Genomic DNA, 23,250 nt, shown 5'->3' on the forward strand with positions numbered 1-23,250 from the left:
CGCTCTTTCAGGGTGATTGTGGTGACGTGTCGGCGGTGTTCGGATCGGTCGCGACGGCGCGTAGGAAGGACTCGGCGAACACCGCGCTGACCTCCTCGATCCCGGGGAACTCCACACCCTCCACTCTGTCCAAGGCCGGGCGCAGCATGCAGTGCACGGCGATCGGGGCGAGCATCTGCTGGATCAGCAGGGGGACCGGCAGGTCGCGGACGCGGCCCGCGGCCACCTCCCCGGCCAGCCACCCGCCCAGTCCGGCGAGCAGGCGGGGGAAGAAGAACCGGACGAGCAGGTCGGAGGTGGGGCCCTCGGGGCGGGCGAACACGTCGGCGAGTATGGCGGGCAGCACCCGGGGTTCGCGGCTGAAGGCGTCGCCCAACAGGCGGTAGACCGCCCGGACCCGGTCGGCCAGGTCACCCTCCGGTCCGCTGAGTACCGCCTCCAGGTCCAGGATCGGGCCGTAGCGCTCGAAGACCGCGCGCAGCAGCTCGTCCCGTCCGCCGAAGGTCGCGTAGAGGCTGTGCACCGAGCACCCGGCCGAGGCGGCGACCGCCTCCAGGGTCGCCGCGGCCAGTCCCTGTTCGCTGATGAGGCCGCCCGCCGCCTCGACCGCGCGTTCCCGGACGGGGCGCTGCCCGCCCGGGTCCACGCCCGAGGCGCGCACCGCCTCGTCCAGGGTCCGGCGCGAACCCCCCACGCGGCGCAGGAGGGTGCTGCGGGAGATCCCCGCCTCCTCCGCGATGGCGATCAGGGGCACGTCGGCCACGTCCTTTCCCAGGTTCTCCGAGGCGCGGACCGCCGCGCTCACGAGGTCGGCCGGAATCCGTGGACTGTTGAGCTCTGACATCATGGCAAAGGTAACACGTATTCGAGTATCAGGAAAGGGTGGAACCCCGTTTTCCTCGGAGTGCCGGAGCCGGTCCGAGCCGGTCCGGTCCGCGCTCCCAGCGGACCCGGGCCCCGGCTGAGGGGCCGACCGGAACTGTTACCCGTGTGCTCCGCGAGCCCAGAGCCGCGGTGCCGCCCCGGGCTCGTGCGGCGGGTCCGGGGCCGTCCGCCTTCCCGCCCGCGGCCGTGAACGGCCACCGCCCGGACACGCCGCCGGAGAGCCGGGTGTGCGACGGGGCCCCTGCGCGCGGGCAAGGACGCGTCGCCGGACCCCCTCGGGCGGACGTGCCCTAGTGTTGGCCGCTGGGAGAGGTCCCGTGCGCGAGGGCCGGTGCGGGCACCGGCTACCGCCGCCCTCGCCCCGCCGGTCGAGCGGCCGGTCCGACGCCGACAGGGAGACAGAGGGAAGTGAGCGGCCGGTGCTGAGACTGCGCGGTCGGGAGTACGACGCGGACACGACGCTGGTCATGGCGATCGTCAACCGCACCCCCGACTCCTTCTACGACAGCGGTGCCACCTGGGACGACGGTCCCGCCTTCGAACGCGTGCGCAGGGTCGTGGCCGAGGGCGCCGACATCGTGGACATCGGCGGCGTCACCGCGGGCTACGGCCAGCCGGTCGACGCCGACGAGGAGAAGCGCCGCGTGGTCGACTTCGTGGCCGCCGTCCGCGCCGAGTTCCCCCAGCTGGTGATCAGCGTGGACACCTGGCGCGCGTCCGTGGGCCGGGCGGTGTGCGAGGCGGGCGCGGACCTGCTCAACGACGCCTGGGGCGGGTACGACCCGGAGCTGGCCGAGGTCGCCGCCGAGTTCGACGCCGCCCTGGTGTGCACCCACACCGGCGGCATGGCCCCGCGCACCCCGCCGCACCGCACGCGCTACGAGGACGTGGTGCGCTCGGCCGTCGAGGACACGGTCGCCCTGGCCGAGCGCGCGGTCTCCCTCGGCGTGCACCCGGCGTCGGCGATCATCGACCCAGCACACGACTTCGGCAAGAACACCTGGCACTCCCTGGAGCTGACCCGGCGCCTGGACGAGATGACCGCCACCGGCCGACCGGTCCTGGTGTCGCTGTCCAACAAGAACTTCGTCGGCGAGACCCTGGACCTTCCCGTCGGCGAGCGCCTGACCGGCACACTCGCCGCGACCGCCGTGTGCGCCTGGCACGGGGCGCAGGTCTACCGCGTGCACGAGGTGGCCCAGACGCGGCAGACGCTGGACATGGTCGCCAGCATCCGCGGGGTCCGTCCTCCCGCACGGGCCGTGCGGGGACTGGTGTGAGGGAGGGGAAAGCGTGATCGTCGCGACCGCCGTCTGTCCGCATCCGCCGCTGCTCCTGCGCGAGCTCGGCGGCGGCCTGGACCCGCTCGCCGAACTGCGCGAGGAGTGCGCGTCCGCGGTGAAGGCCCTGGCCGCGGCCGAACCGGACCTCCTCGTCGTCGTCGGCGGGCACGACGCCTCGGCCGAGCACACCGAGGCGCTCGTGCCGGTCCGCGAGTTCGGCGGAACGGGGAGGCGGGTGCCCCGGGAGCGGACGCTGCCGCCGAGCCTGGGCGTGGCGCGGCGCCTGCTCGACACCGTCGGCTACCACGGACGCGTGGAGATGCTCACCGTGGCCTGGGACGCCTCCGCCGCCGAGGTGGAGGAGCTGGGGCGGCGGATCGCCGCCCGCACCGGACGGATCGGCCTGCTCGTCATGGGCGACGGCAGCGCCCGGCGCGGCGACAGGGCCCTCGTGCGGCCGGACGAGCGCGCCTTCGCCTTCGACGAGGAGGTCCGCCGCTGCCTGTCCGAGGGCGACTGGGAGGGGCTGGCCCGGCTGGACCCGGCCCCGGCCGCCGAGCTGATGGCGCAGGGCCGGGCCGCGCTCCAGGTCATGGCGCACGCGCTCGCCGCCACCGCTGACGCCGACGCCGCCGACGCCGACGACGGCCGGGGCGGCGAACCGGCGCGGCTGCGGGTGCTCTACGCCGACGACCCCTTCGGGGTCATGTACTTCGTGGTGGTGTGGCCGTGCGACTGCTGATGAACGACGCCGCCCCCGGCGCGGCCTCCCCGGGCGAGACCCTGGACGCCTCCGCCCTGGAACGGCTCTACGCCTACCCCGACCGGCCCTGGGTCCGCGCCAACATGGTCGCCAGCCTGGACGGTGCGGCGGCCGGGAACGACGGCCGCACCGAAGCCCTCAACACCCCCGCCGACCTGGTGGTGTTCACGCTCCTGCGCGACCTGGCCGACGTGGTCCTGGTCGGCGCCGGAACCGCGCGCGAGGCGGGCTACCGCAGGACGGGCCCGCGCACCGGCGACCGGGCGGCCCGCGCCGTCGCCGAGGGCCGCGCCGACCGGGCCGAGATCGCCATGGTCAGCGGCAGCGGACGGGTTCCGCCGCTGCTGGCCGAGCCGACCGGGGAGGGCGGCGGGGTGCTGCTGGTGACCTGTGCGGCGGCCGGGAACGAGGCCCTGGACCGGGCGCGCCGCACCCTGGGCGGGGACCGCGTGCTGGTGTGCGGGCGCGAGCGCGTGGACCTGCGCGCGGCGGTCGGGGCCCTGGTACGGCGCGGACTGCCCCGGATCCTGTGCGAGGGAGGGCCCCGGCTGCTGGCCGACGTGGCCGCGGCCGGTCTGCTGGACGAGATGTGCCTGACGGTCGTCCCGCTGATGGCCGGGGGAGTCCAGCAGCGCGTCGCGGTCGGAACGGCGGCCGACGCGCCGCTCGTGCCCGGTGTGCTCATCGAGTCCGAGGGCACCCTGCTCCAGCGCTGGCTGCGTCCGCCGAGCTGACCGCCGGGGCCCGCGCGCGGAGCGCCTTCCACGGGCCCCGGCGGGAGCGACCGCCCAGCGGAGTCCGGTGCCCGCGGTGGCCCCCCCCGGGCGGCCCCGCGCGGGACGAGGCCCGTCGCGCGCAGTTCCCCTCGCGGTCGGCGGACCCGGTGCCGGTGGTGGGCCCCGGGCGGCCCTGCCGCGGGGCCGGCCCCTCCACGGGGCGGGACCGGTCGCGCCCGGACTCCTCCGCTGTCGGCGGACCCGGTTCCGGGGCGGTGCCGAGACCCCGTGCGGTCACCGGCGCTCCTCGCGGTCGGCGGGCCGGAGCGCAGCCGCTCGGCTACCGGTGCCCTTCGCGGCCGGCCGCTCCCGTCCCGCCCCCGGAGGGATCCCCGGCCCCGTCCACCAGCGGGGTCAGCACGAAGTCGGCCAGCGGGAACGCGTGCTCGTCCACGTGCTCGCGGGCGCGTTCGCGCTGGCCGGGGCCCATGGTCAGCGCGTGCACCAGGACCGTCCCGTACAGCGCCTCGGCGAAGGGGACGGTGTCGGTGCCCGGCGGCAGCTCGCCGCGTTCGACGGCCCTGCGCACCATGTCCGCCATCCCGTCGCGGTGCACGCGCACCAGCCGTTCCTGGAGTCCCACGAAGGTCTCCATCCCGGTGGTGGCGTCCATGGCCACGCGCAGGGTGACCCAGCCCGACGGGGTCAGGAAGTGGCCCAGCAGGGCCGAGGCCAGCGCGCGGGTGTCGCCGCGCAGGCTGCCGGTGTCGGCCGCGGCGGGCGGCCGGGTGTGCTGCTCGATGGCGTCGGCGAGCAGGCGTTCCTTGGTCGGCCAGCGCCGGTACAGGGCGGCCTTGCCCACCCCCGCCCGGCGGGCCACCCCGTCCAGGGTGAACGCGGCCCAACCCGCCCTGCCGTACTCGGCCAGCGCCGCCGCCATCGCCCGCGGCGTGAGGCTGGGATCGCGCGTGCGCCCCCGCCCGGTCCTCGGCGGTGTCGTCCCCGTGCCCCTCCGTGCTCGCTCACCCATGGGGCACGTTATGCCCAGGTAACGGCCGATGAAAATCCGCGGTCGCGTCCATCCGGGTGTTCGCGGGCCGGGACCGGTGCCCTCCGTACGCCCCACGGCCCGCCCGCCATCCGGTCGGCCCGACATCGGGCCCACCCATCATCCTCTCTGTCCGCTGTCCGTTCCGCCCGCCGCCTGGTCGGCCCGCGCCCGCCGGTCACGGCGTCCGGCGCACCGCCCTGTCCTCGGCGATCGCCAGCATCTGCTCCTGGCGCCTCTCCACGGCGGGCCGCTCCGGTTCGGCCACGTGGCTCAGCTCCCCGACGCGGCCGCGCCGGTTGGCCAGGGCCACCGCCGCCGACCGCCGCATGCCCAGAGCCCCGCCCTCGGAGGCCAGCGTCGCGCGCACCCGGCGCCGGTAGGCGTGCCGGACGGTGAAGTACACGGCCATCGTGGTCAGGAAGACCGCCGCGACCTTGAACACGACACCACCGAACCCGGCGAACAGCGGCGAGTCCAGCAGCCAGTGCAGCGCCACCGCCAGGAGCACCAGCAGGGCGGCGGCCCCGGCCCTGCGCCTGCCGGGCCGCCACGCCACCGCCGCCAGCAGGCCCACGGCGGTGCCCGCGACCGCCGACATCGCCCAGTGCGAGCCCAACCCGGTCAGGACCAGCCGCACCACGGTCGTCTGCACCACCGGCACCAGCCCGCCGGTGCCGCCCGACTGGACGATCGCGTTCATCGAGTAGACGAAGTTCTCCGTCACCTCGAAGCCCAGACCCACCAGGGACCCGATCACGAACCCGTCCACCGGACCGCGCACGGCGGCGGGGAAGGCCACCGCCACCAGCACGATCCCGGCGAGCTTGAGCACCTCCTCGTTGAGCGGGGCGGTCATGGCCGCCCCCCAGACCTCGGAGAAGGGCAGCCCCAGGCTCTTGGCCCAGATCGAGCCCAGGCCCGCGTTGGCGACGACCCCGCCCGCCGGCGCGGCGGTCAGACCCCAGAGCACCGCGGCCACGGAGGCGTCCAGGGCGGGGTCGCGCACCGGACGGATGCGGCGCAGCACCCAGAACCCGAAGGCCAGCGTCACCAGCCCCAGGAACACCGCCAGCGCCGCCTCGGAGAAGAAGACGCGCACCAGCCCGGTGAACCGCACCGCCAGGTAGCCCAGGCCCACCGCGCACAGCACCCCGATCAGGACGAGCGCGGCCAGCGCGGGCAGTCGCTGCCCGCGGGCGCGGGCGCCCCCGGTCGGCCGCTTCCAGACGTGCCGGGGACCGGAGCCCTCCTGGCGGGCGCGGCGCGGAGAGGGCACGGAGCCCCGGTCGGTCGCGGCCGGACGGTTCTCGGGTTCGGGGTTCACGAGCCCTCCCGGGTGAAGGAGACCGAGCGCACGACGTCGGCGACCGCGCTGAGGTCGGCCGGGGTGGCCTCGCGTCCGGCGAGGGTCATCTCCACGGCCAGCTGTCCGTCGGGGGAGGGGTAGACCACCGCGGAGCCGTCCCCCTCGCGGCTCTCCAGGGCCCCGGCGAGCCCCTTGACGCCGCCCCGGGTGGAGATGGTCTCGGGGTCGCCCAGCCTCGCCGTCGCCTCACCGGCGCGCACGACCCGTCGCAGGCCCGCCCACAGCTCCTCCAGGCTGGGCGGCGGCGAGGTCACGGGGGTGACCGAACTGAGAGTCAGCTCCACGGGCCCCCGGGTGAAGCGGTAGATCTGCCCGGCCTGGCTGGAGCCGGTGTTGAGGTGCCAGCCCTCCTGGGGGAAGGTGAGGGAGGCCCGGTAGTCACCCGCGGACCCCACGGGCACCGGTTCGCCGGAGGGGACGGACTCCGAGCCGGGCAGGAGCGCGTTGACCAGCGGCCAGGCCACCACCAGCAGCGCGATCGCCGCCGCGGCCGCGCCCAGTGGCACCCAGTTGCTGCGGGGGCCGCGCCGCCGTGCGCGCGCGTCCTCCCCGGTCGCCTCCGCCATGGCGTTCCCCCTCGTCACCCGCGGTGATGCCCTGTCACGGCAAGCGAAACATTCGGGGGTGTGTGCTTTGGTGGCACGGCGCCGACTTGGCACACGTTTACGGTGATTTCACCAATGCGGGGGCTCGGCGCGGGGGCGCGGTGACCGGTCGGGAACGCTCAGAGGCTGGTGGGCATCAGGCCCCCGTTCCACTCGACGGCGTCGGACAGCGCCGCCGCGAGGTCCATGCCGGTACCGGTGAGGTCGGCGTGGGCGCGGTGCAGGTTGAGCACGATGCGCTCGGCGTCGGCCCAGTCGCGGAATCCGCCCAGGTCGCAGTCCCCGGCGTTCTCCAGCGGGGTGAGCCCCCGGGCGACCCCGTCCCGGGCGGTCTCCAGCACGAACCGGTAGTAGCGCTCGTGCTCGCCCAGCACCGCGTCCAGCTCGGCGGCGCCCAGCAGCGGGCCGTGTCCGGGGACCACGTGCTCGGGGCCGAACGCGTGCAGCCACTCCAGCGAGCGCAGCGCGCCCTCCAGCGAACCCATGAACACCAGCGGCGTCAGCCCGTGGAAGACCAGGTCGCCGGTGAACAGCACCCGCTCCTCGGGCAGCCAGGCCACCGCGTCGCCGGGGGTGTGCGCCGTGTGGCCGGGGTGGCGCAGCTCCACGCGCCGCCCGCCGGTGTGGACGGTCAGCTCCCGGTCGAACACGATCGACGGCAGGCGCCGGGTGACGCCGCCCCAGTCCGGAAGGGGCGACCAGAACGGCGGGCAGGCGTCCAGGATCGGGTCGTGCGCGAGCGCCTCGCGCATGGCGGCCTGCCCGATGAGCGCGGCGGACTCGGGCAGCAGGCTGTTGCCGTAGGTGTGGTCGCCGTGGTGGTGGGTGTTGACCGCCCACCGGACGGGCGCGCCGCCGGCGGCGCGCGCCAGGGCGCCGAGGAACGCGCGGGTGCGGGCCTCGGTCGCGCAGGTGTCCACCACCAGGAGCCCGTCGTCCCCGGCGACGGCTCCCGCGTTGTTGACCCACCAGGTGCCGTCCGGCTGCACCCAGGCGTACACGCCGTCCACGACCTCGGTCAGGCTCGCCGCCTCCGGCCCGGTCCGTGCGGTCCGGTCCATGGGGGTCCTCCCTCGCGCTCGCCGACTTCGGGGCAGGGAAGGAAGAGCGTACAACAGAGCCCCGCGCTCACTCCTCCGCGGTGCCGGACCCGGGCTGGATGACGTGCCCCGCCGCCTCCAGGCCCGCCGTGGCCGCCGCCACGAACACCGCCACGCTCGCGTGCCTGCGGCGGGGCGGCCACACCACCGACGTGCGCCACGCCAGCGGGCTGCCCTCCAGCGGTGACCACACCAGCCCCTCGGGCAGACCGCCCAGCGGGTGCTCGTTGAGGTGCACGCCCCGCCCGGCCAGCACCAGCCCGTTGACGAAGTGCGGGTTGCGCGCGTGCCGGATCGCGCCCGGCCGGAACCCCTCCGACCTGCACGCCGACATGATCTGGTCGTAGAGCATCGGCGCCATCGCGCGCGGGAAGACCACCAGCGGCATCCCGTTGAGGTCGCGCAGCCGCACCGGTCCGCCCGCCGCCAGACGGTGCTCGGCGGGCAGCAGCACCCCCAGCCTGCGGCTGGCCACCGGGCCCGACTCCAGCCCGGTGGTGTCGGAGGGGTGGCGCACCATCCCCACGTCCAGTTCGCCCTCGCGCAGCGCGGCCAACTGCTCGTCCGTGGTCAGCTCGTGCAGGTCCACCAGGACGTCGGGTGCCAGGCGGGCCAGTTCGGCGGTCAGCGTGCGCAGCGTGACCGCCATGGTGTCCGGCGGAATCCCGGCGCGCAGTATCCCGCTCTGCCCGGGGCGGATGCGCCGCATGGCCTCGCGGGCGGACTCGGCGCTCTCCAGCACCGGCCGCGCGTGCTCCAGCAGCAGCGCCCCGGCCTCGGTCAGCCGCACCTGGTTGCGCCCCCGGTCGAACAGCCGCACCCCCAGCTCCCGCTCCAGGTCGCGGATGCGCTGGGACAGCGGGGGCTGGGCCATGTGCAGGCGGGCGGCGGCCCGGCCGAAGTGCAGTTCCTCGGCCAGCACCGTGAAGTAGCGCAGGTGGCGCAGTTCCATGCGGCGACCCTACCGGCCATATCACTGCGATATCGCGTGAGGTCGCAACTGGTGTTGGACGCCGGAGCCGACGGGCTGTTCTCATGGCGTTCACCGGAAGGACGAACCGGCTTCCTCCCCCGCCCCCGGCGCGGAGGCCCCTCGTCCCCGGCACCCCGGCGAACACGACGGTGTACGCCGACCACCCTTGCTTGTGAACATGTGAAAGGACTCCACGTGTCCGACGAACTCGTCCTGGCGCACCGCGAACCCCTCACCGAGGGCCACACGACCGTCATCACCCTCAACCGCCCCGCCAAGCTCAACGCCTGGACCTCCGCCATGCGGGCCCGCATCGTCGAGCTCCTCACCGAGGCCGGGGCCGACCCCGACTGCCGCGCCGTCGTCCTCACCGGCACCGGAGACGCCTTCTGCGCCGGCCAGGACCTCGCCGAGACCCGGGCCATCGATCCCGGGGACCACGCCGCCGCCGAGGTCTGGATCGACGAGTTCGACGTCCTCTACCGGGCCCTGCGCGGCGTCGACAAGCCCACCGTGGCCGCCGTCAACGGCGTCGCCGCCGGGTCGGGCTTCCAGTTCGCGCTCCTGGCCGACCTGCGCGTGGGCCACCCCGGCGTCCGCATGGGCCAGCCCGAGGTCCGCTCCGGCATCCCCAGCGTCACCGGTATCTGGGCCATGTGGGACATCCTCGGCAAGGCCCGCACCATCGAGTTCACCCTCACCGGAGACCTGGTCGACGGCACCGAGGCGCACCGCCTGGGCCTGCTCACCCGCCTCGTCCCCGAACGCGGGGACGTGCTCGCCGCGGCCCTCGACCTCGCCGCCTCCCTGGCCTCCCTGCCGCCCGGCGCCGTCGCGCTCACCAAGGCCCGACTGCGCGAGATCGACGACGCCGCCCTCACCGACGCCGTCACCGCCGCCAAGGACGTCCACGCCCGGGCCTACGCCAGCGGCGAGCCCCAGCGCGAGATGGAGCGGTTCCTGGCCAAGCGCCGCTGAACCGCCGCTCCACCGCCAAGCCACAGCAGGAACAGGGGAAACCACCCGATGACCACCACCGGAACCGAGGCCGCCGCCTTCGAGACCCCCGGCCCGGACGCACTCGCCGAGGGGGAGCGCCTCTACCGCCGACTGCGCTCCGAGCAGCGCTGGGAGGTGCCCGAGCGGTACAACATGGCCGTCGACGTCGCCGACCACCACCCCGGGGACCGGGTCGCCCTCGTCTTCGAGGACCACACCGGCCACCGCGACGAGGTCACCTGGGACCGCGTCCGCGACCGGGCTGCCCGAGTCGCCGCCCACCTGCACGCCCTGGGCGTGCGCGAGGGCGACCGCGTCGCGGTCCTGCTGCCCCAGCGCCCCGACACCCCCGCCACCTACCTGGGCGTGCTGCGCACCGGCGCCGTCCTGGTCACCATGTCCCTGCTGTGGGCCGACGACCCCATCGCCTACCGGATCGCCGACTCCGGCAGCACCCTCCTGATCACCGAGGACGCCGCCCTGGAACGCGCCGCGGGAGCCGTTCGCGCCGCCCGCGCCTCCCACGGGCTCGACACCGACGTCCGCGTCGTGAGCGTGGACGACCCGGCCGTGGCCGCCCGCGAGCCCCGCCACGAGGCCGCCGACACCGCGGCCGACGACCCCGCGCTCATCTTCTACACCTCGGGGACCACCGGCGCGGCCAAGGGCATCGTGCACGCCCACCGCACCCTGCTGGGCCACAACGAGTTCCGCTACTGTCACGACCTGCGCCCCGGCGACGTGTTCTACGGGGCGGGCGACTGGGCCTGGTCCATGGCCAAGCTCATGGGCCCGCTGCGCGCCGGGGCCACCCACCTGGTCCACCGCCCCCGCGCCGGCTTCGACCCCGAGGGGCTGCTCGCCGCGATGGCGCGCAACCGGGTCACCACCGCCCTGGTCAACCCCACCCTGCTGCGCAAGCTCCGCGCCGAGGTGCCCGACGCCGGACGCCGCCACCCCCAGTCCCTGCGCGTGGTGTGCTGCTCCAACGAGCCGCTGACCACCGACCTCATCACCTGGTTCCGGGAGCAGTTCGGCGTCACCCCGTTCGACTACTACGGGTCCACCGAGTCCTACCCCCTGCTCGGGAACATGCCCGGAATCCCGGTCAAGCCCGGCTCGGTGGGCCGCCCGCTGCCCGGCTGGGACGTCGCCCTGCTGGACGCACAGGACCGCGAGGTCCCCGACGGGGAACCCGGCGAGATCTGCCTGCGCGCCCGCAGCAACCCGCAGTTCCCGCTGGGCTACTGGAACCGGCCCGAGGCCTCCGCCGAGACCTTCGGCGGCACCTGGTACCGCACCAAGGACCAGGCCACCCGCGACGCCGACGGCTACTTCTGGTTCCTGGGCCGCACCGACGACGTCATCAAGACCTCCGGCTACCGGGTCGGACCCTACGAGGTCGAGGCGGCCCTGCGCGAGCACCCGGCCGTCGCCGACGCCGGAGTCGTGGGACTGCCCGACCCGCTGCGCGGACAGGTCGTCAAGGCATGGGTCGAACTGGCCGACGGGTACGAGCCGAGCGAGGAGCTCGCCGACCGGATCCGCGCCTTCGCCCGCGAGCACTACTCCCGCTTCGCCTACCCGCGCCTGATCGCCTTCGAGGAGAGCCTGCCCCGCTCCGCCACAGGCAAGGTCCAACGCGCCGAGCTGCGCCGGCGCGACACGGCCTGAGATCCGTGCGGTGGCGGCGGGGGCCGCCACCGCACCCGGCCGCGCCCGGCCACCCCGGCGGGCCGCCCCCTCTCTTGTCCCCCCTACCATCGAATCCGGGCCAGGCCCGGACCAGTGAGAAAGAGGAGTTCGGGTACGGTGCTCAACGACCCCAAAGCCCCCGCGACCCCGCCGGAGGACATCGGCCGCGTCCGCCGCCGCGTCACCGTCGCCACCGCCATCGGCAACTTCGTGGAGTGGTTCGACTCCGGCGCCTACGCCGTCATGTCGGCGACCATCGCGGTGCTGTTCTTCCCCAACTACGACCCCGCCGCCGCGCTGCTGGCGACCTGGGCGATCTTCGCCGCGGGGTTCATCGCCCGGCCCCTGGGCGCCCTGTTCTTCGGCCACTACGGCGACCGCATCGGCCGCAACCGCGCCCTGGCGCTGAGCGTGCTGTGCATGAGCGGCGCCACCCTCGCCATCGGCCTGCTGCCCACCTACGCCGCGATCGGCCTGGCCGCGCCCCTGCTGCTCCTGCTCATGCGCGCCGTCCAGGGCTTCTCCACCGGCGGCGAGTACACCGGCGCCTCCTCCTTCATCATGGAGTACGCCCCCGAGGGCCGCCGCGCCCGCTACGCCAGCGCCGTCCCCATCACCGTGGGCGTGGCCGCCGTCGTCGGCTCGGGCGTGGGCGTGCTGCTCACCGGCACCCTCAGCGAGGAGGCCCTGATGTCGTGGGGCTGGCGGGTGCCGTTCCTGATCGCCGGGCCGCTGGGCGCCATCGGCCTGTACCTGCGCTCCCGGCTCGACGACACCCCCGTCTTCCGCGAGATGGCCCGGGAGGACAACACCACCCGCAGCCCGCTGCGCGAGGCCTTCCGGGTCTCCGGCCGCCAGATGTTCACGCTCTTCGGCTACAGCATCACCAACGCCGTCGGCTACTACTTCATGAGCAGCTACATGATCAGCTACATGTCGGAGTCGCTGGACTACACCAAGACCCAGGCGCTCACCACCAGCGTGGTCGCGATGCTGGCGTACACGCTGATGTGCCCGCTCATGGCCAGGGCCAGCGACCGGTTCGGGCGCCGCCCCATGCTGATGACCGCCTGCGCCGGGTTCGTGCTGCTGACCTACCCCGCGTTCCAGCTCATGGGCACCGGGCTGGCCGGGGCGATGCTGGGCACCTCGGCGCTGGCCGCGCTCGTGGCGGTGATCGGCACCTCCAACGTGCCGATGATGGTGGAGATGTTCCCGGCCCACCTGCGCGCCAGCGGGTCGGCGGTCGGTTACACCACCGCCTACGTGCTCTTCGGCGGCACGGCGCCGTTCGTGGCCACCTGGCTGGTCGCCACCTCCGGCAGCGCCCTGACCCCGGCGTTCTACCTCGTCGGCGTCGCCGCGCTCAGCCTCCTGGTGGTGCTCACCCTGGTCCGCGAGACCCGGGACCTGTCCCTGCACCGCACCACGCTGGACTGACCCGCTCCCGGGGACGCCTCCGAAGCCACACGGGCGTCCCCGGGGAGGAAAATCCCGGCCGCGGCGCGGACCGGCTGGTAGTTTCGCCGCATGCGCGAACGGCTGACGAACCTGGAACCACGCCTGCACGACGCGCTGGCGGCGTGGGGCGTCCACGCGACCTCGATCGACCACGTCCCCCTGGGCTTCGGCGACCACCACTGGAGTGTCACCGACACCGCGGGCCGCCGCTGGTTCACCACGGTGGCCGACCTCGCCCGCAAGTCCTTCCTCGGCCCGGACCCGGCCGCCGTGCGGCGGCGCCTCACCCGGGCCATGGACACCGCCGCCCGGCTGCACGACGACGAGGGACTCGGCTTCGTCGTCGCGCCCCTGCGCACCCCGGGCGGGGACACCGTCGTCCCGGTCGGCGACGGGTACGCGCTCAGCGTCTTCCCCCACGTGGAGGGCGAGTCCGGAGACTTCGGCCGGGAGCTGTCCGCCGACCGGCGGGCCCGGCTCCTGGACACCCTCGCCCAGCTGCACCGCAGCGCACCGGGAGACGCGCCCGCCGTGGAGACCCGCCTCCCCGGCCAGGACCGGCTCGCCGCGCTGCTGGAGCGCCCCGCCGCCGTCGGCGACGCGGGGCCCCACGCCGGGCCCACCGCCGACCTGCTCGCCGAGCACGCCCCGGTGCTGCGCGAGCGCCTGGCCGAGTCCGACCGCGGCGCGGCCGCCCTGGAGGGCGCGGCGGCGGTCCTCACCCACGGCGAACCCCACCCCGGCAACCTGTTGTGGCGCGGCGACTGCCCGCTGCTGGTCGACTGGGACACCGTCGGACTGGCCGTCCCCGAGCGCGACCTGTGGCTGGTCACCGACGACCCCGCCGAGCTGGAACGCTACGCCGAGGTCAGCGGGCACGAGCCCGACCGCGCCCTGCTGGACCTGTACCGGCTGCGCTGGGACCTGCGCGACGTCGTCGAGTTCGTCGACTGGTTCCGTTCGCCCCACGAGGGCGGCCCCGACACCTCCCGGGCCTGGCGGGACCTGGTCCGCATCGTCGAACGCCTCGGCGCGGGGGAGCGGTCCGGCGCCCGCTGACGCCGCCCGGATCCGGCGGCCCGGCGGGTCGCGGCCTGCCCGCGCTGTTTGCGGTCGGTAACATATCCCTGACTCTTGGCGACCGGAAAGACCTGTTGTCGGTACGGCCGGGCCGGATCCGGCCGACCGGGCACGCCACGGACCCGACCAGCTGTTGGAGCGACATGAACCTGCCCCTGAGCACCCGCGACCTGCCGCTGCGCGTCATCACGGGGGCGTTCGTCCTCAACTCCGGGCTGGAGAAGCGCGGCGCCGACGAGGAGGCCGCGCAGGGCCTGCACGGCATGGCGGCGGGGACCTACCCCTTCCTCAAGGACGTGGACCCCGTCACCTTCGCCCGGCTGCTGTCGGCCGGTGAGATCGCCCTGGGCGCCGCCCTGCTGCTCCCCGTCGTCCCGAGCCGTGTCGCGGGCGCGGGCCTGACCGCGTTCGCCGCCGGGCTGCTCGGCCTGTACCTGCGCACCCCGGGCATGCGGCGCCCCCAGAGCCTGCGCCCGACCGAACAGGGGCTGCCCCTGTCCAAGGACGCGTGGCTGCTGGGGGCGGGACTCAGCCTCCTGCTGGGCGGCGACACCGGTAGGGACCACTCCCGCGGCCCGCGGCGGTGCCGCCGCTGACGGTAGGGCCGACGCCGCTCGCGGTGTTCACCGGTTGGTCTCGACGGCGGGCACGAACACCCGCAGGGCCGCGTGCCGCTTGGTGAAGACCACCGTGCGCGAGCCCTCCACGACCTCGCCGTCCACGGCCAGAAGCCTGGGCTCGCCCGGGATGGTCAGCGTCAGTCCCGTGGTCAGCCGCTCGGAGTAGCCCTCGCCGTGCGCGAACTTGCCCAGCAGCACGTCCGCGACGGCGCGCAGCCTCGGGAAGGGCGCCCGCGCGGTGAGCACCCGCACGTCCAGCCGTCCGTCGTCCAGCTGCTCGCGCAGCGCGGGCACCCGGCCGTGCGTGCGGTACCGGCAGTTGCCCACGAACGCCCACCACACCTTGGCGGGCTCGCCGTCCACGACCGCGGAGATCGGACTCACCTCCCGCAGGTCCTGCCACAGGGCCAGCGCGAACGCGGGCCACTTGCCGATCCGCTCGGCCCACTTGTCACGCCGTTCCACCATGCGCGGGTAGGAGCCGAAGGAGGACGTGTTGAGGAAGATCCGGCCGTCCACCTCGCCCACGTCCACCCGGGCCAGCCGACCGTCGTCGAAGGCCCGCAGCGCGATGTCCACCGAGGACAGCCCCAGGGTGCGGGCGAAGTTGTTGAGGGTGCCGTCCGGCAGCACCAGCAGCGGGCGGTCGTGGTCGAGCGCCGCCTGCGCCCCGGCGTTGACGGTGCCGTCGCCGCCCGCCACCGCCAGCACCTCGCTGGTGCGCGCGGCCTGGTCCATGACCCCGACCACGTCGTCGTCGGCCGACAGCGGGATGATCCGCGCCTTGGGCAGCGCCCGCGCCACCCTGCTCGTGACGTCGGCCGCGGTCAGTCCGGGCACCGTGCCCGAGGCCGAGCGCGGGTTGACCACCACCGTCACCCCGGCGCCCTCGCGGTCCACGTCGGTCTCCCCGTCGGCGACGGTGCGCGCGCCGAAGACCAGTTCGGGCCGGGGCGGCACCACCGTCCTGGCGAGCAGGGCCGCGCCGCACCCGATGGCCACCCCGGCGAGCACGTCGCCGGGGTAGTGGACGCCGCTGTGCACGCGGGAGAACGCCACCCCGCCCGCCAGGAGTGCGACCAGCCCGGCCAGCGGCTTGGGCGCGTCGGTCATGACCCCGGCCGCGTAGGCCGCGGCCGCGGCGGTGTGCCCGGAGGGGAAGGAGGTGCTGGGATAGGAACGGTAGGGGCTGCGCGCGGCCGGGACGGCCGAGTTGTCCGGGCGGGTGCGCCCCGAGATCTGCTTGATCCCCGCCGAGACCAGGTTGGCGGTGCCCGCGGCCAGGATCGCGCGCAGGGCGGTGCGCCGCAGTCTGGGGCCGCCGGTGGCAGCGAGGGTGGCCGACATGAGGAACCACGGCGCCATGTTGTCCGTCGCCTGCACGAACTTGGGGGTGTAGGCGTCCAGGGACGCGGGTCCCAACCCCGTCACGTGGTCGTAGACCTTCTTGTCAGCCCGTTGGAGTCGACTCATAAGGCTCATTGCCCCAGATTGGGCAAAGCACCGTCAGATGTCCATAAGGGCGCGCCCGCAGGAGAGCCTTCAGTGTGTTGATGACATCACACACGATGTTGGTTTCGGTCGGACGCGAGTGCCGGAAGCGTGATCCGCGCGGTGCCGTACGGCGTGCGGGAGCGGCGGAGGAGGGGGTCGCCCCCGAGGCCCCGCGGCGTTCCGCGGCACGCCCTGTCCCGCCTCCTGCCGCCCGCCCCGGTGTCCGCCCGGCCCGGCCGTGCTCCGCCACGGGCGCCCCGGCAGCGCTCCCGGTCCGGCACACCCGGCGCGACCGTCCCCGCCCCGGCTCCTTCGCTTTCGAGACCTTTTCGTGATGATGCGGACCAATCCGCCTGGTTCCCGGTACCGAATCACTTCCGCCACACAGCCCCCGGAAGTGAAGAGGACGCATTGGGTACAGGGCAGCACACCCTCCACCGACGCAGGGTCGCGGTCATCGGCTCCGGCGTCTCCGGACTGACGGCGGCGCACGTCCTGCACCGGGACGACGACGTCACCCTGTTCGAGGCCGACGACCGCTTGGGCGGGCACGCCCACACCCACCGGATCGACGGCGGACCGGGCGGCGAGCTGCGGGTCGACAGCGGCTTCATCGTGCACAACAGGCGCACCTACCCCCACCTGCTGCGCCTGTTCGACGAACTCGGCGTGTCCACCCAGCCCACCGAGATGAGCATGTCGGTCAGCTGCCGGGGCTGCGGCCTGGAGTACGCGGGCGCGCGCGGCGTGCGGGCCATGCTCCCCAACCGGTCCCGGCGCAGCCCCGCCTACCTGCGCATGCTCACCGAGATCCCCCGCTTCCACCGGGCCGCCCGGCGCCTGCTCGCCGCGACCCCGCCCCCCGGCGCGGCCGAGCCCACCCTCGGCGCCTTCGTCCGCCACCACCGGTTCACGCCCTACACGGTCGCGCACTTCCTGCTCCCGCTGGTGTCGGCGGTGTGGTCCTGCCCGCCCGGCACCGCCACCGACTACCCCGCCCGCTACCTGTTCTCCTTCCTGGCCAACCACGGCATGCTCAGCGTGTGGGGCTCGCCCCGCTGGCGCACCGTCACCGGCGGCTCGCACTCCTACGTCGAGCGCGTCGCCAAGAACCTGCACGCGGTGCGCACCGCAACCCCGGTCACCTCGCTGGCCCGTACGGCACGGGGGGTGCGCCTGCGCGCCGGGGGAGAGGCCCTGGACTTCGACGCCGCGGTCGTGGCCACCCACGCCGACCAGGCCCTCGCCCTGCTCGCCGACCCCACCGACGCCGAGCGCGAGGTCCTCGGCGCCTTCGGCTACTCGCGCAACCGCACCCTGCTGCACACCGACGCCTCCGTCCTGCCCGCCGACCGCGACGTCTGGGCCAGCTGGAACCACCGCCTGGCCTCCTGCGAACCCGACACCGAGCCCGTGCGCGTGAGCTACCACATGAACCGCCTCCAGCGCCTGGACGCCGACGAGCAGTACGTGGTCACCCTCAACGGAGCCGACGAGGTCGACCCCGACCGGGTCGTGGCCGCCATGGACTACGCGCACCCCGTCTACACCCCCGCCTCCCTGGCCGCGCAGCGGCGGCTGCCCGAACTCAGCGACCGGGTCGTCGCCTTCGCCGGGGCCCACCACGGGTGGGGCTTCCACGAGGACGGGTGCCGCTCGGGCGTCCGGGCCGCCGCGAGCCTGGGGGTGCACTGGTGACGCCCTCCCCGGCGCCCGCGCTGTACGAGGCCACCGTCCGCCACGTCCGCTCCGAACCCGTCCGCAACGCCTTCGCCTACGGCACCTACTACTGGCTGGTGGACCTGGACGACCCGCCGCGCCCGCGCTGGCCGCTGAGCGTCCTGGCCGGGTTCCGCGCGAAGGACCACGCCGTGGACGGCGACCGCGCACCGGTCGTCACCCGCGCCTCCGCTGAAGCCGGTGCCCCGACCCTCACCCGCGTCCCAACCGGCACCGGTGCCGCTCGCCGCCACCGCGCCGGCGGCTGGGCGCGGGAGCTGCGCGCCGACATCGACGCCCTCCTCGCCGAGCACGGCGTGGACCTCGACGGCGGCCGGGTGCTCATGCTCGCCCACGCCCGCGTCCTGGGCCACGTGTTCAACCCCCTGACCGTCTACTGGTGCCACCACCGCGACGGCCGCCTCGGCCGCGTCGTCGCCGAGGTCCACAACACCTACGGCCAGCGCCACCGCTACGTCTTGGACGTGGACGGCCGCGGCCGGGCCGAGGCGGACAAGGCCATGTACGTCTCCCCGTTCAACGCGGTGGACGGCCGCTACCGCCTCAGCCTCCCCGAGCCCGGTGAACGCCTCGCGCTCACCGTCGCCCTGCACCGCGACGGGCGCCCGCCCCTCACCGCCTCGGTGCACGGCGTCCGACGCCCCGCCACCACCGCGTCCCTGCTGATCAGGGCGCTGCGCCACCCCCTCGCGCCGCTGGTCGGCGCGCTGCGCATCCGGCGCCAGGGCATCGGCCTCTACCTGCGCGGACTGCCCGTCCAGCCGCGCGGGCGCACGCACACACCAGCGACCGAACGGAAGACCGGGACACGGCCATGACCACGACCAGCCCCCACACCCATCCGCCCCTGGACGCACGGCGCTGGCCCGACGTGGCCCGGGTGCCCGGCGGACGCCTGCGCGCGGCCGTCGCCCGCGCCATCGTCCGCCACGCCACCGCGCGCTCGGGCGTGCGCGTGCGCACCGGCTCCGCCGCGCCCGCCGCCGACGACGGTGCGCCCGTCCTGGAGCTGCGCGACCCCGACGCCTTCCACCGCCGTCTGGCCGCGGGCGGCCTCATCGGCTTCGGCGAGTCCTACATGGCCGGGGAGTGGGACTCGCCCGACCTGGTCGCCCTGCTCACCCGCCTGGCCGCTGACTACGACAACCTCGTGCCGCGCCCCCTCCAGCCCCTGCGCCACGTCACCCTGCCCCGCAGACCCGCCTCGGACCGCAACACCCGCGCCGGGTCCAGACGCCACATCAGCCACCACTACGACCTGTCCAACGACCTCTTCGGCCTCTTCCTCGACCGGACGATGACCTACTCCTCCGCGCTGTTCGAGGACGGCGAGGCCCGCGACCGCGACACCCTGCCCCGCGCCCAGGAGCGCAAGACCGACCGCCTCCTGGACGCCGCGGGCGTGGCCGAGGGCGTCGAGCTGCTGGAGATCGGCACCGGCTGGGGCGAGCTGGCCGTGCGCGCCGCCCGCCGCGGCGCCCGCGTCACCACCGTCACCCTCTCCGCCGAGCAGCGCGACCTGGCCGTCGAACGCGTCGCCGCAGCCGGGCTCTCCGACCTGGTCGACGTCCGCCTGTGCGACTACCGCGACGTCACCGGAACCTACGACGCCGTGGTCAGCGTGGAGATGATCGAGGCCGTCGGCGAGCGCTACTGGCCCGTCTACTTCGCCGCCCTGGACCGGCTCGTGCGCCCCGGCGGACGCGTGGGTCTCCAGAGCATCACCATGGAGCACGCCCTGATGCGCGCCTCGCGCGGCTCCTACACCTGGATGCACAAGTACGTCTTCCCCGGTGGACTCATCCCCTCGGTCACCGCCGTCGAGGAGCGACTGCGGGCGGGCACCTCCCTGCGCATCACCGACCGGCTCTCCTTCGGCCGCGACTACGCCGACACCCTGCGCGTGTGGCGCGAGAACTTCACCGACGCCGCCGAACAGGTGGAGGCCCTCGGCTTCGACGCCACCTTCCGTCGCATGTGGTCCTTCTACCTCGCCTACTGCGAGGCCGGTTTCCTGTCCGGAATCATCGACGTCGAGCAGATCACCATGGAGAAGGCCCGATGAGCACCACCGCGACCCCCGCCCCGCCCCGCGGAGCCGCCCACTTCCTCGCGCCCCTGGCCGCCGGTCTGTTCAACGGCGTGCTCCCCGTCCGGCTGCGCGCCTGGGACGGCAGCGAGGCCGGTCCCGCCGACGCCCCGCTGGCCGTGCTGCGCGACCGCGACGCCCTGCGCCACATCCTGGCCCGCCCCGGCGAGCTGGGCCTGGCCCGCGCCTACGTCACCGGATCGCTGGACGTGGAGGGCGACCTCACCGACGCCCTGAGCCGGGTGTGGGCGAGCGTGCGCGAGAACGGCACCTCGCTGCCCGGTCCCGCCGAGTGGGCCCGCGCGGCCCGCACCCTCCTGGCCCTGGGCGTGGTGGGCTCCCCGCCGCCCGTCCCGTCGGCCGAGGCGCGCCTGCGCGGACGTCCGCACTCCAGCGAGCGCGACGCCGCGGCCGTCTCCCACCACTACGACGCCGGGAACGACCTCTACGAGCTGCTCCTGGACGAGTCCATGGCCTACTCGTGCGCCTACTGGACCAGCGACGACCCCGGCTACACCCTCGCCGACGCCCAGCGCGACAAGCTCGACCTCGTCTGCTGCGGACTGCGCCTGGGCGAGGGGGACCGCCTGCTCGACGTGGGGTGCGGCTGGGGATCGCTCACCCTGCACGCCGCCCGCCACCACGGAGCGCGCGTCACCGCCGTCACCCTCTCCGCGCGCCAGCGCGACCACGTCGCGGCCCGCGTCCGCGAGGAGGGCCTGTCCGACCTGGTCGAGGTGCGCCTCCAGCACTACCGCGACGTCACCGACGACGGCTTCGACGCCGTGGCCGCCATCGAGATGGGCGAACACGTGGGCCGCGACGAGTACGCGCCCTTCGCCCGCCGCCTGCACGACCGGCTGCGCTCCGGCGGGCGCCTGCTGGTCCAGCAGATGTCGCGGCGAGGCGCCCAACCCGGCGGCGGCCCGTTCATCGAGCGCTACATCGCCCCCGACATGCACATGCGCCCCCTGGGTGAGACGGTCGGGCTGCTGGAGGGGGCCGGACTGGAGGTGCGCGGCGTGCGGGCCATGCGCGAGCACTACGTGCGCACCGCCCGCGCCTGGCTGGAGGTGCTGGAGCGCCGCTTCGACGAGCTGGTGGCCCTGGCCGGACCCGAGACCGCCCGCGTGTGGCGGCTCTACCTGACCGGGGGCGCGCTCGCCTTCGAGGAGGGGCGCATGGGAGTGGACCAGATCCTGGCCGTGCGCCCGGACCGCGCCGGGAGCCGCTGATGGACGTCTCCGCGCTCACCCTCACCCTGGGACTGTCCGCCCTGGCCGTGCTGGCGCTCATGCTCGCGACCTTCGCCCTCGCACTGCGCCTGGGCAGGCACAGCGTGGTGGACGCGGCCTGGGGGCTCGGCTTCACCGCCGTGGCGGTGGTCGGCGCCCTGACCGCCTCGGGCGACCCCGCCCGCTCCTGGCTGCTGGCCGGGCTCACCGCCGTGTGGGGGCTGCGCCTGGCCGCGCACATCGGGCTGCGCTCCCGGGGCAAGGGCGAGGACCCCCGCTACGAGCGCCTGCTGTCCGGGGCGCCCGGGGACCGCAACGCCTACGCCCTGCGCGTGGTCTACCTGCTCCAGGGGTTCCTGGTGTGGATCGTCGCGATGCCGGTCCAGGTGGCGGTGCACACCGACGCGCCCCTCCTCGGCTCCCCGCAGGTGTGGCTTGCCGTCGCCGGTGCGGCCGTGTGGTTGCTGGGGTTCGTGTTCGAGACGGTGGGCGACGCCCAGTTGGCCCGGTTCAAGCGCGACCCCGCCAACAGCGGGCGGATCATGGACCGCGGCCTGTGGGCGTGGACCCGCCACCCCAACTACTTCGGCGACGCCTGCGTGTGGTGGGGGCTGTTCCTGGTCGCGCTGTCGGGGTCGTGGTGGGCGCTGCTCACCCTGCCCGCGCCCGTGGTGATGACCTACCTGCTGACCCGGGGGTCGGGGCAGCGGCTGCTGGACGAGCACATGTCCGGTCGGCCCGGCTGGGCGGAGTACGCCCGGCGCACCAGCGCGTTCGTGCCGATGCCGCCCGGCAGGGGCTGAGGACCCCGGGCACGAATTCCCGTCCCGGGGCCCCACGGAAGGGGAGGGCCCCGGGACGGGCCGCACACGGGCACGGCGCCCCGGCGGCCCGCCGCTTCCACCGCGCCTTCCCGCGCGGTCGGCTCCGGCGCGCCGCTCGGAGGCCCGCCGGTCGTGCGGACCCCCTGAGCGGTCGCCCCCGGTGCGCGTCGCGCCGGCCCGCCGGTCGGGCGGAGGCGCCCGGGGCGGTCAGCTCTGGTGCGGCACCACCACGGCGCGGCCGAAGACCTCTCCGGCCTCCAGCCTCCGGTAGGCCTCCAGGGCGTCCCCCAGGTCGAACCTCTCGACCTCCGGACGGATCTGCCCCGCCTTGTACATGTCCACCACCTCCCACAGCTCTCCCACCGTCCCCCAGTAGGTGTTGGTGATGTAGGACTCGTACGGGTTGGTGAAGAACGAGAACTCGTGCGTGCCGCCCGCGATCCCCACCACGGTCAGCCGTCCGCCCCGGGCCATCGACGCCGCCGCGGTCGCGATCGTGGGGGTCACGCCCACGAAGTCGAAGGCCGCGTCCACGCCCCGCCCGCCGGTGATCTCGCGGATCTCCTCGACCTGGTGCGCGCCCGCCCCCACGGTGACCGCGCCGTTGCGCTCGGCCCAGGCCCGCGGCTCGGCCTTGACGTCGGTGGCGATCACCGTCGCGCCGGTCAGCGCCCTGAGGATCTGCACGCCGATCTGTCCCAGTCCGCCCAGGCCGATCACCAGGGCGTGCCGACCGCCGCCCTCCAGGTGCGGCAGCGCCTCCTTGATCGCGTGGTACGGGGTCAGGCCCGCGTCCGACAGCGGCGCGGCCTCCACCGGGTCGGCGTCGCCCAGCGGGACCAGGTGGTGGGCGGGCACGGTCACGTACTCGGCCATGCCGCCGTCGCGCCCCAGGCCCACCGCCAGGTAGGGCATGGTGGCCGCGTTCTCGCAGTAGACGGTATGTAGGGAGGGTTCGCTGAAGGGCCGGGACCCCGCTCACACGTTGCCGTGGGTTGCCGACCAGGCAGAACCTGGACGGTAGTGCCTACATGTGTGGGAGGTCCCGGTGTCTTTCGAGCCTACGACCGTGGGACTGGACGTGCACGCCCGCTCCACCACCGCGTGCGCGATCCACGACCCCACCGGCGAAATCACCACCACCAAACTCACCAGCGACCACGCCCAGATCTTGAACTGGCTTCATACCCTGCCCGGCCTGGTCCGGGCCGTCTACGAGGCCGGGCCCACCGGTTTCGCCCTGGCCCGCACCTTGAACGACGCTGGCATCG

20 protein-coding genes and 2 pseudogenes are annotated in these 23,250 nt (G+C 74.7%); 14 read left to right on the top strand and 8 right to left on the bottom strand.

The features are described from left to right. Nucleotides 1–7: 7 nt before the first annotated feature. Nucleotides 8–847, bottom strand: coding sequence for a TetR/AcrR family transcriptional regulator (locus G011_RS30310; protein WP_051104411.1), 840 nt, complete (start codon nucleotides 845–847; stop codon nucleotides 8–10). A gap of 457 nt (nucleotides 848–1,304) precedes the next feature. On the opposite strand from G011_RS30310, the gene folP reads away from it, so the two are divergent. From folP to G011_RS0126450, 3 genes are read left to right on the top strand one after another with little or no spacing between them, the layout of a single operon-like run. Further along, on the top strand, nucleotides 1,305–2,165 hold the full coding sequence (gene folP / locus G011_RS0126440) for a dihydropteroate synthase (protein ID WP_019611093.1): 861 nt from the start codon (nucleotides 1,305–1,307) through the stop codon (nucleotides 2,163–2,165). 13 nt (nucleotides 2,166–2,178) lie between these two features. Beyond that, complete coding sequence (locus tag G011_RS0126445) at nucleotides 2,179–2,910, top strand: hypothetical protein (RefSeq protein WP_019611094.1); 732 nt, start codon at nucleotides 2,179–2,181, stop codon at nucleotides 2,908–2,910. Beyond that, nucleotides 2,892–3,665 (top strand): pyrimidine reductase family protein, encoded by a 774-nt coding sequence (locus G011_RS0126450; RefSeq protein ID WP_019611095.1) that lies wholly within the window; start codon nucleotides 2,892–2,894, stop codon nucleotides 3,663–3,665. Before G011_RS0126445 ends, G011_RS0126450 begins: the two co-directional genes overlap by 19 nt. A 322-nt stretch (nucleotides 3,666–3,987) precedes the next feature. Here G011_RS0126450 and G011_RS0126455 read toward each other — a convergent pair whose 3' ends face one another. The 5 genes from G011_RS0126455 to G011_RS0126475 form a co-directional block, all read right to left on the bottom strand. Further along, nucleotides 3,988–4,677 carry a TetR/AcrR family transcriptional regulator gene (locus G011_RS0126455; RefSeq protein ID WP_155979844.1) on the bottom strand — a complete coding sequence of 230 codons (690 nt, stop codon included), beginning with the start codon at nucleotides 4,675–4,677 and terminating at the stop codon, nucleotides 3,988–3,990. A 196-nt stretch (nucleotides 4,678–4,873) separates the two neighbouring features. Then, nucleotides 4,874–6,022, bottom strand: a complete 1,149-nt coding sequence (locus G011_RS0126460; RefSeq protein WP_019611097.1) for a PrsW family intramembrane metalloprotease — start codon at nucleotides 6,020–6,022, stop codon at nucleotides 4,874–4,876. Then, entirely contained in the window at nucleotides 6,019–6,630 is a 612-nt protein-coding gene (locus G011_RS0126465; RefSeq protein ID WP_019611098.1) for a hypothetical protein, read from the bottom strand. Before G011_RS0126465 ends, G011_RS0126460 begins: the two co-directional genes overlap by 4 nt. A gap of 158 nt (nucleotides 6,631–6,788) precedes the next feature. Next, complete coding sequence (locus G011_RS0126470) at nucleotides 6,789–7,730, bottom strand: MBL fold metallo-hydrolase (RefSeq protein ID WP_019611099.1); 942 nt, start codon at nucleotides 7,728–7,730, stop codon at nucleotides 6,789–6,791. Between the two features lie 67 nt (nucleotides 7,731–7,797). Continuing rightward, the gene (locus G011_RS0126475) at nucleotides 7,798–8,721 is read right to left on the bottom strand and encodes a LysR substrate-binding domain-containing protein (protein WP_019611100.1); all 924 of its coding nucleotides are present in this window, start codon (nucleotides 8,719–8,721) and stop codon (nucleotides 7,798–7,800) included. 216 nt (nucleotides 8,722–8,937) lie between these two features. Between G011_RS0126475 and G011_RS0126480 the strand changes: the two genes are divergently transcribed. The 5 genes from G011_RS0126480 to G011_RS0126500 all read left to right on the top strand — a co-directional run bounded on the left by G011_RS0126480 (nucleotide 8,938) and on the right by G011_RS0126500 (nucleotide 14,573). Continuing rightward, nucleotides 8,938–9,720: an enoyl-CoA hydratase/isomerase family protein gene (locus tag G011_RS0126480; RefSeq protein WP_019611101.1), complete on the top strand. Its 783-nt coding sequence runs from the start codon at nucleotides 8,938–8,940 to the stop codon at nucleotides 9,718–9,720. 48 nt (nucleotides 9,721–9,768) lie between these two features. Next, nucleotides 9,769–11,415 carry an acyl-CoA synthetase gene (locus G011_RS0126485; RefSeq protein WP_019611102.1) on the top strand — a complete coding sequence of 549 codons (1,647 nt, stop codon included), beginning with the start codon at nucleotides 9,769–9,771 and terminating at the stop codon, nucleotides 11,413–11,415. 138 nt (nucleotides 11,416–11,553) lie between these two features. After that, nucleotides 11,554–12,876 (top strand): MFS transporter, encoded by a 1,323-nt coding sequence (locus tag G011_RS0126490; protein WP_013152292.1) that lies wholly within the window; start codon nucleotides 11,554–11,556, stop codon nucleotides 12,874–12,876. Between the two features lie 90 nt (nucleotides 12,877–12,966). Then, nucleotides 12,967–13,956, top strand: a complete 990-nt coding sequence (locus tag G011_RS0126495) for a phosphotransferase (protein WP_019611103.1) — start codon at nucleotides 12,967–12,969, stop codon at nucleotides 13,954–13,956. A 164-nt stretch (nucleotides 13,957–14,120) separates the two neighbouring features. Continuing rightward, the gene (locus tag G011_RS0126500; protein WP_019611104.1) at nucleotides 14,121–14,573 is read left to right on the top strand and encodes a hypothetical protein; all 453 of its coding nucleotides are present in this window, start codon (nucleotides 14,121–14,123) and stop codon (nucleotides 14,571–14,573) included. Nucleotides 14,574–14,600: 27 nt separating this feature from the next. Here G011_RS0126500 and G011_RS0126505 read toward each other — a convergent pair whose 3' ends face one another. After that, nucleotides 14,601–16,070 carry a phosphatase PAP2 family protein gene (locus tag G011_RS0126505; RefSeq protein WP_019611105.1) on the bottom strand — a complete coding sequence of 490 codons (1,470 nt, stop codon included), beginning with the start codon at nucleotides 16,068–16,070 and terminating at the stop codon, nucleotides 14,601–14,603. 432 nt (nucleotides 16,071–16,502) lie between these two features. Between G011_RS0126505 and G011_RS0126510 the strand changes: the two genes are divergently transcribed. The 5 genes from G011_RS0126510 to G011_RS0126530 are packed head-to-tail and all read left to right on the top strand — an operon-like array spanning nucleotide 16,503 to nucleotide 21,958. Beyond that, the gene (locus tag G011_RS0126510) at nucleotides 16,503–17,789 is read left to right on the top strand and encodes an NAD(P)/FAD-dependent oxidoreductase (protein WP_019611106.1); all 1,287 of its coding nucleotides are present in this window, start codon (nucleotides 16,503–16,505) and stop codon (nucleotides 17,787–17,789) included. Continuing rightward, nucleotides 17,786–18,649: a DUF1365 domain-containing protein gene (locus G011_RS0126515; protein ID WP_155979845.1), complete on the top strand. Its 864-nt coding sequence runs from the start codon at nucleotides 17,786–17,788 to the stop codon at nucleotides 18,647–18,649. Before G011_RS0126510 ends, G011_RS0126515 begins: the two co-directional genes overlap by 4 nt. Beyond that, nucleotides 18,646–19,896 (top strand): cyclopropane-fatty-acyl-phospholipid synthase family protein, encoded by a 1,251-nt coding sequence (locus G011_RS0126520; RefSeq protein ID WP_019611108.1) that lies wholly within the window; start codon nucleotides 18,646–18,648, stop codon nucleotides 19,894–19,896. Before G011_RS0126515 ends, G011_RS0126520 begins: the two co-directional genes overlap by 4 nt. Next, entirely contained in the window at nucleotides 19,893–21,155 is a 1,263-nt protein-coding gene (locus tag G011_RS0126525; protein ID WP_019611109.1) for a cyclopropane-fatty-acyl-phospholipid synthase family protein, read from the top strand. Before G011_RS0126520 ends, G011_RS0126525 begins: the two co-directional genes overlap by 4 nt. Beyond that, complete coding sequence (locus G011_RS0126530; RefSeq protein WP_019611110.1) at nucleotides 21,155–21,958, top strand: DUF1295 domain-containing protein; 804 nt, start codon at nucleotides 21,155–21,157, stop codon at nucleotides 21,956–21,958. The genes G011_RS0126525 and G011_RS0126530 overlap by 1 nt, the downstream gene beginning before the upstream one ends. Before the next feature lie 228 nt (nucleotides 21,959–22,186). Here G011_RS0126530 and G011_RS30315 read toward each other — a convergent pair. Then, nucleotides 22,187–22,915: pseudogene (locus G011_RS30315) on the bottom strand (zinc-binding dehydrogenase); the annotation flags it as partial. A gap of 112 nt (nucleotides 22,916–23,027) precedes the next feature. Between G011_RS30315 and G011_RS0126540 the strand changes: the two are divergent. Further along, a pseudogene (locus G011_RS0126540) lies at nucleotides 23,028–23,250 on the top strand (IS110 family transposase); the annotation flags it as partial.

The organism is Nocardiopsis sp. CNS-639, from assembly GCF_000381685.1.
Classification (GTDB): domain Bacteria; phylum Actinomycetota; class Actinomycetes; order Streptosporangiales; family Streptosporangiaceae; genus Nocardiopsis; species Nocardiopsis dassonvillei.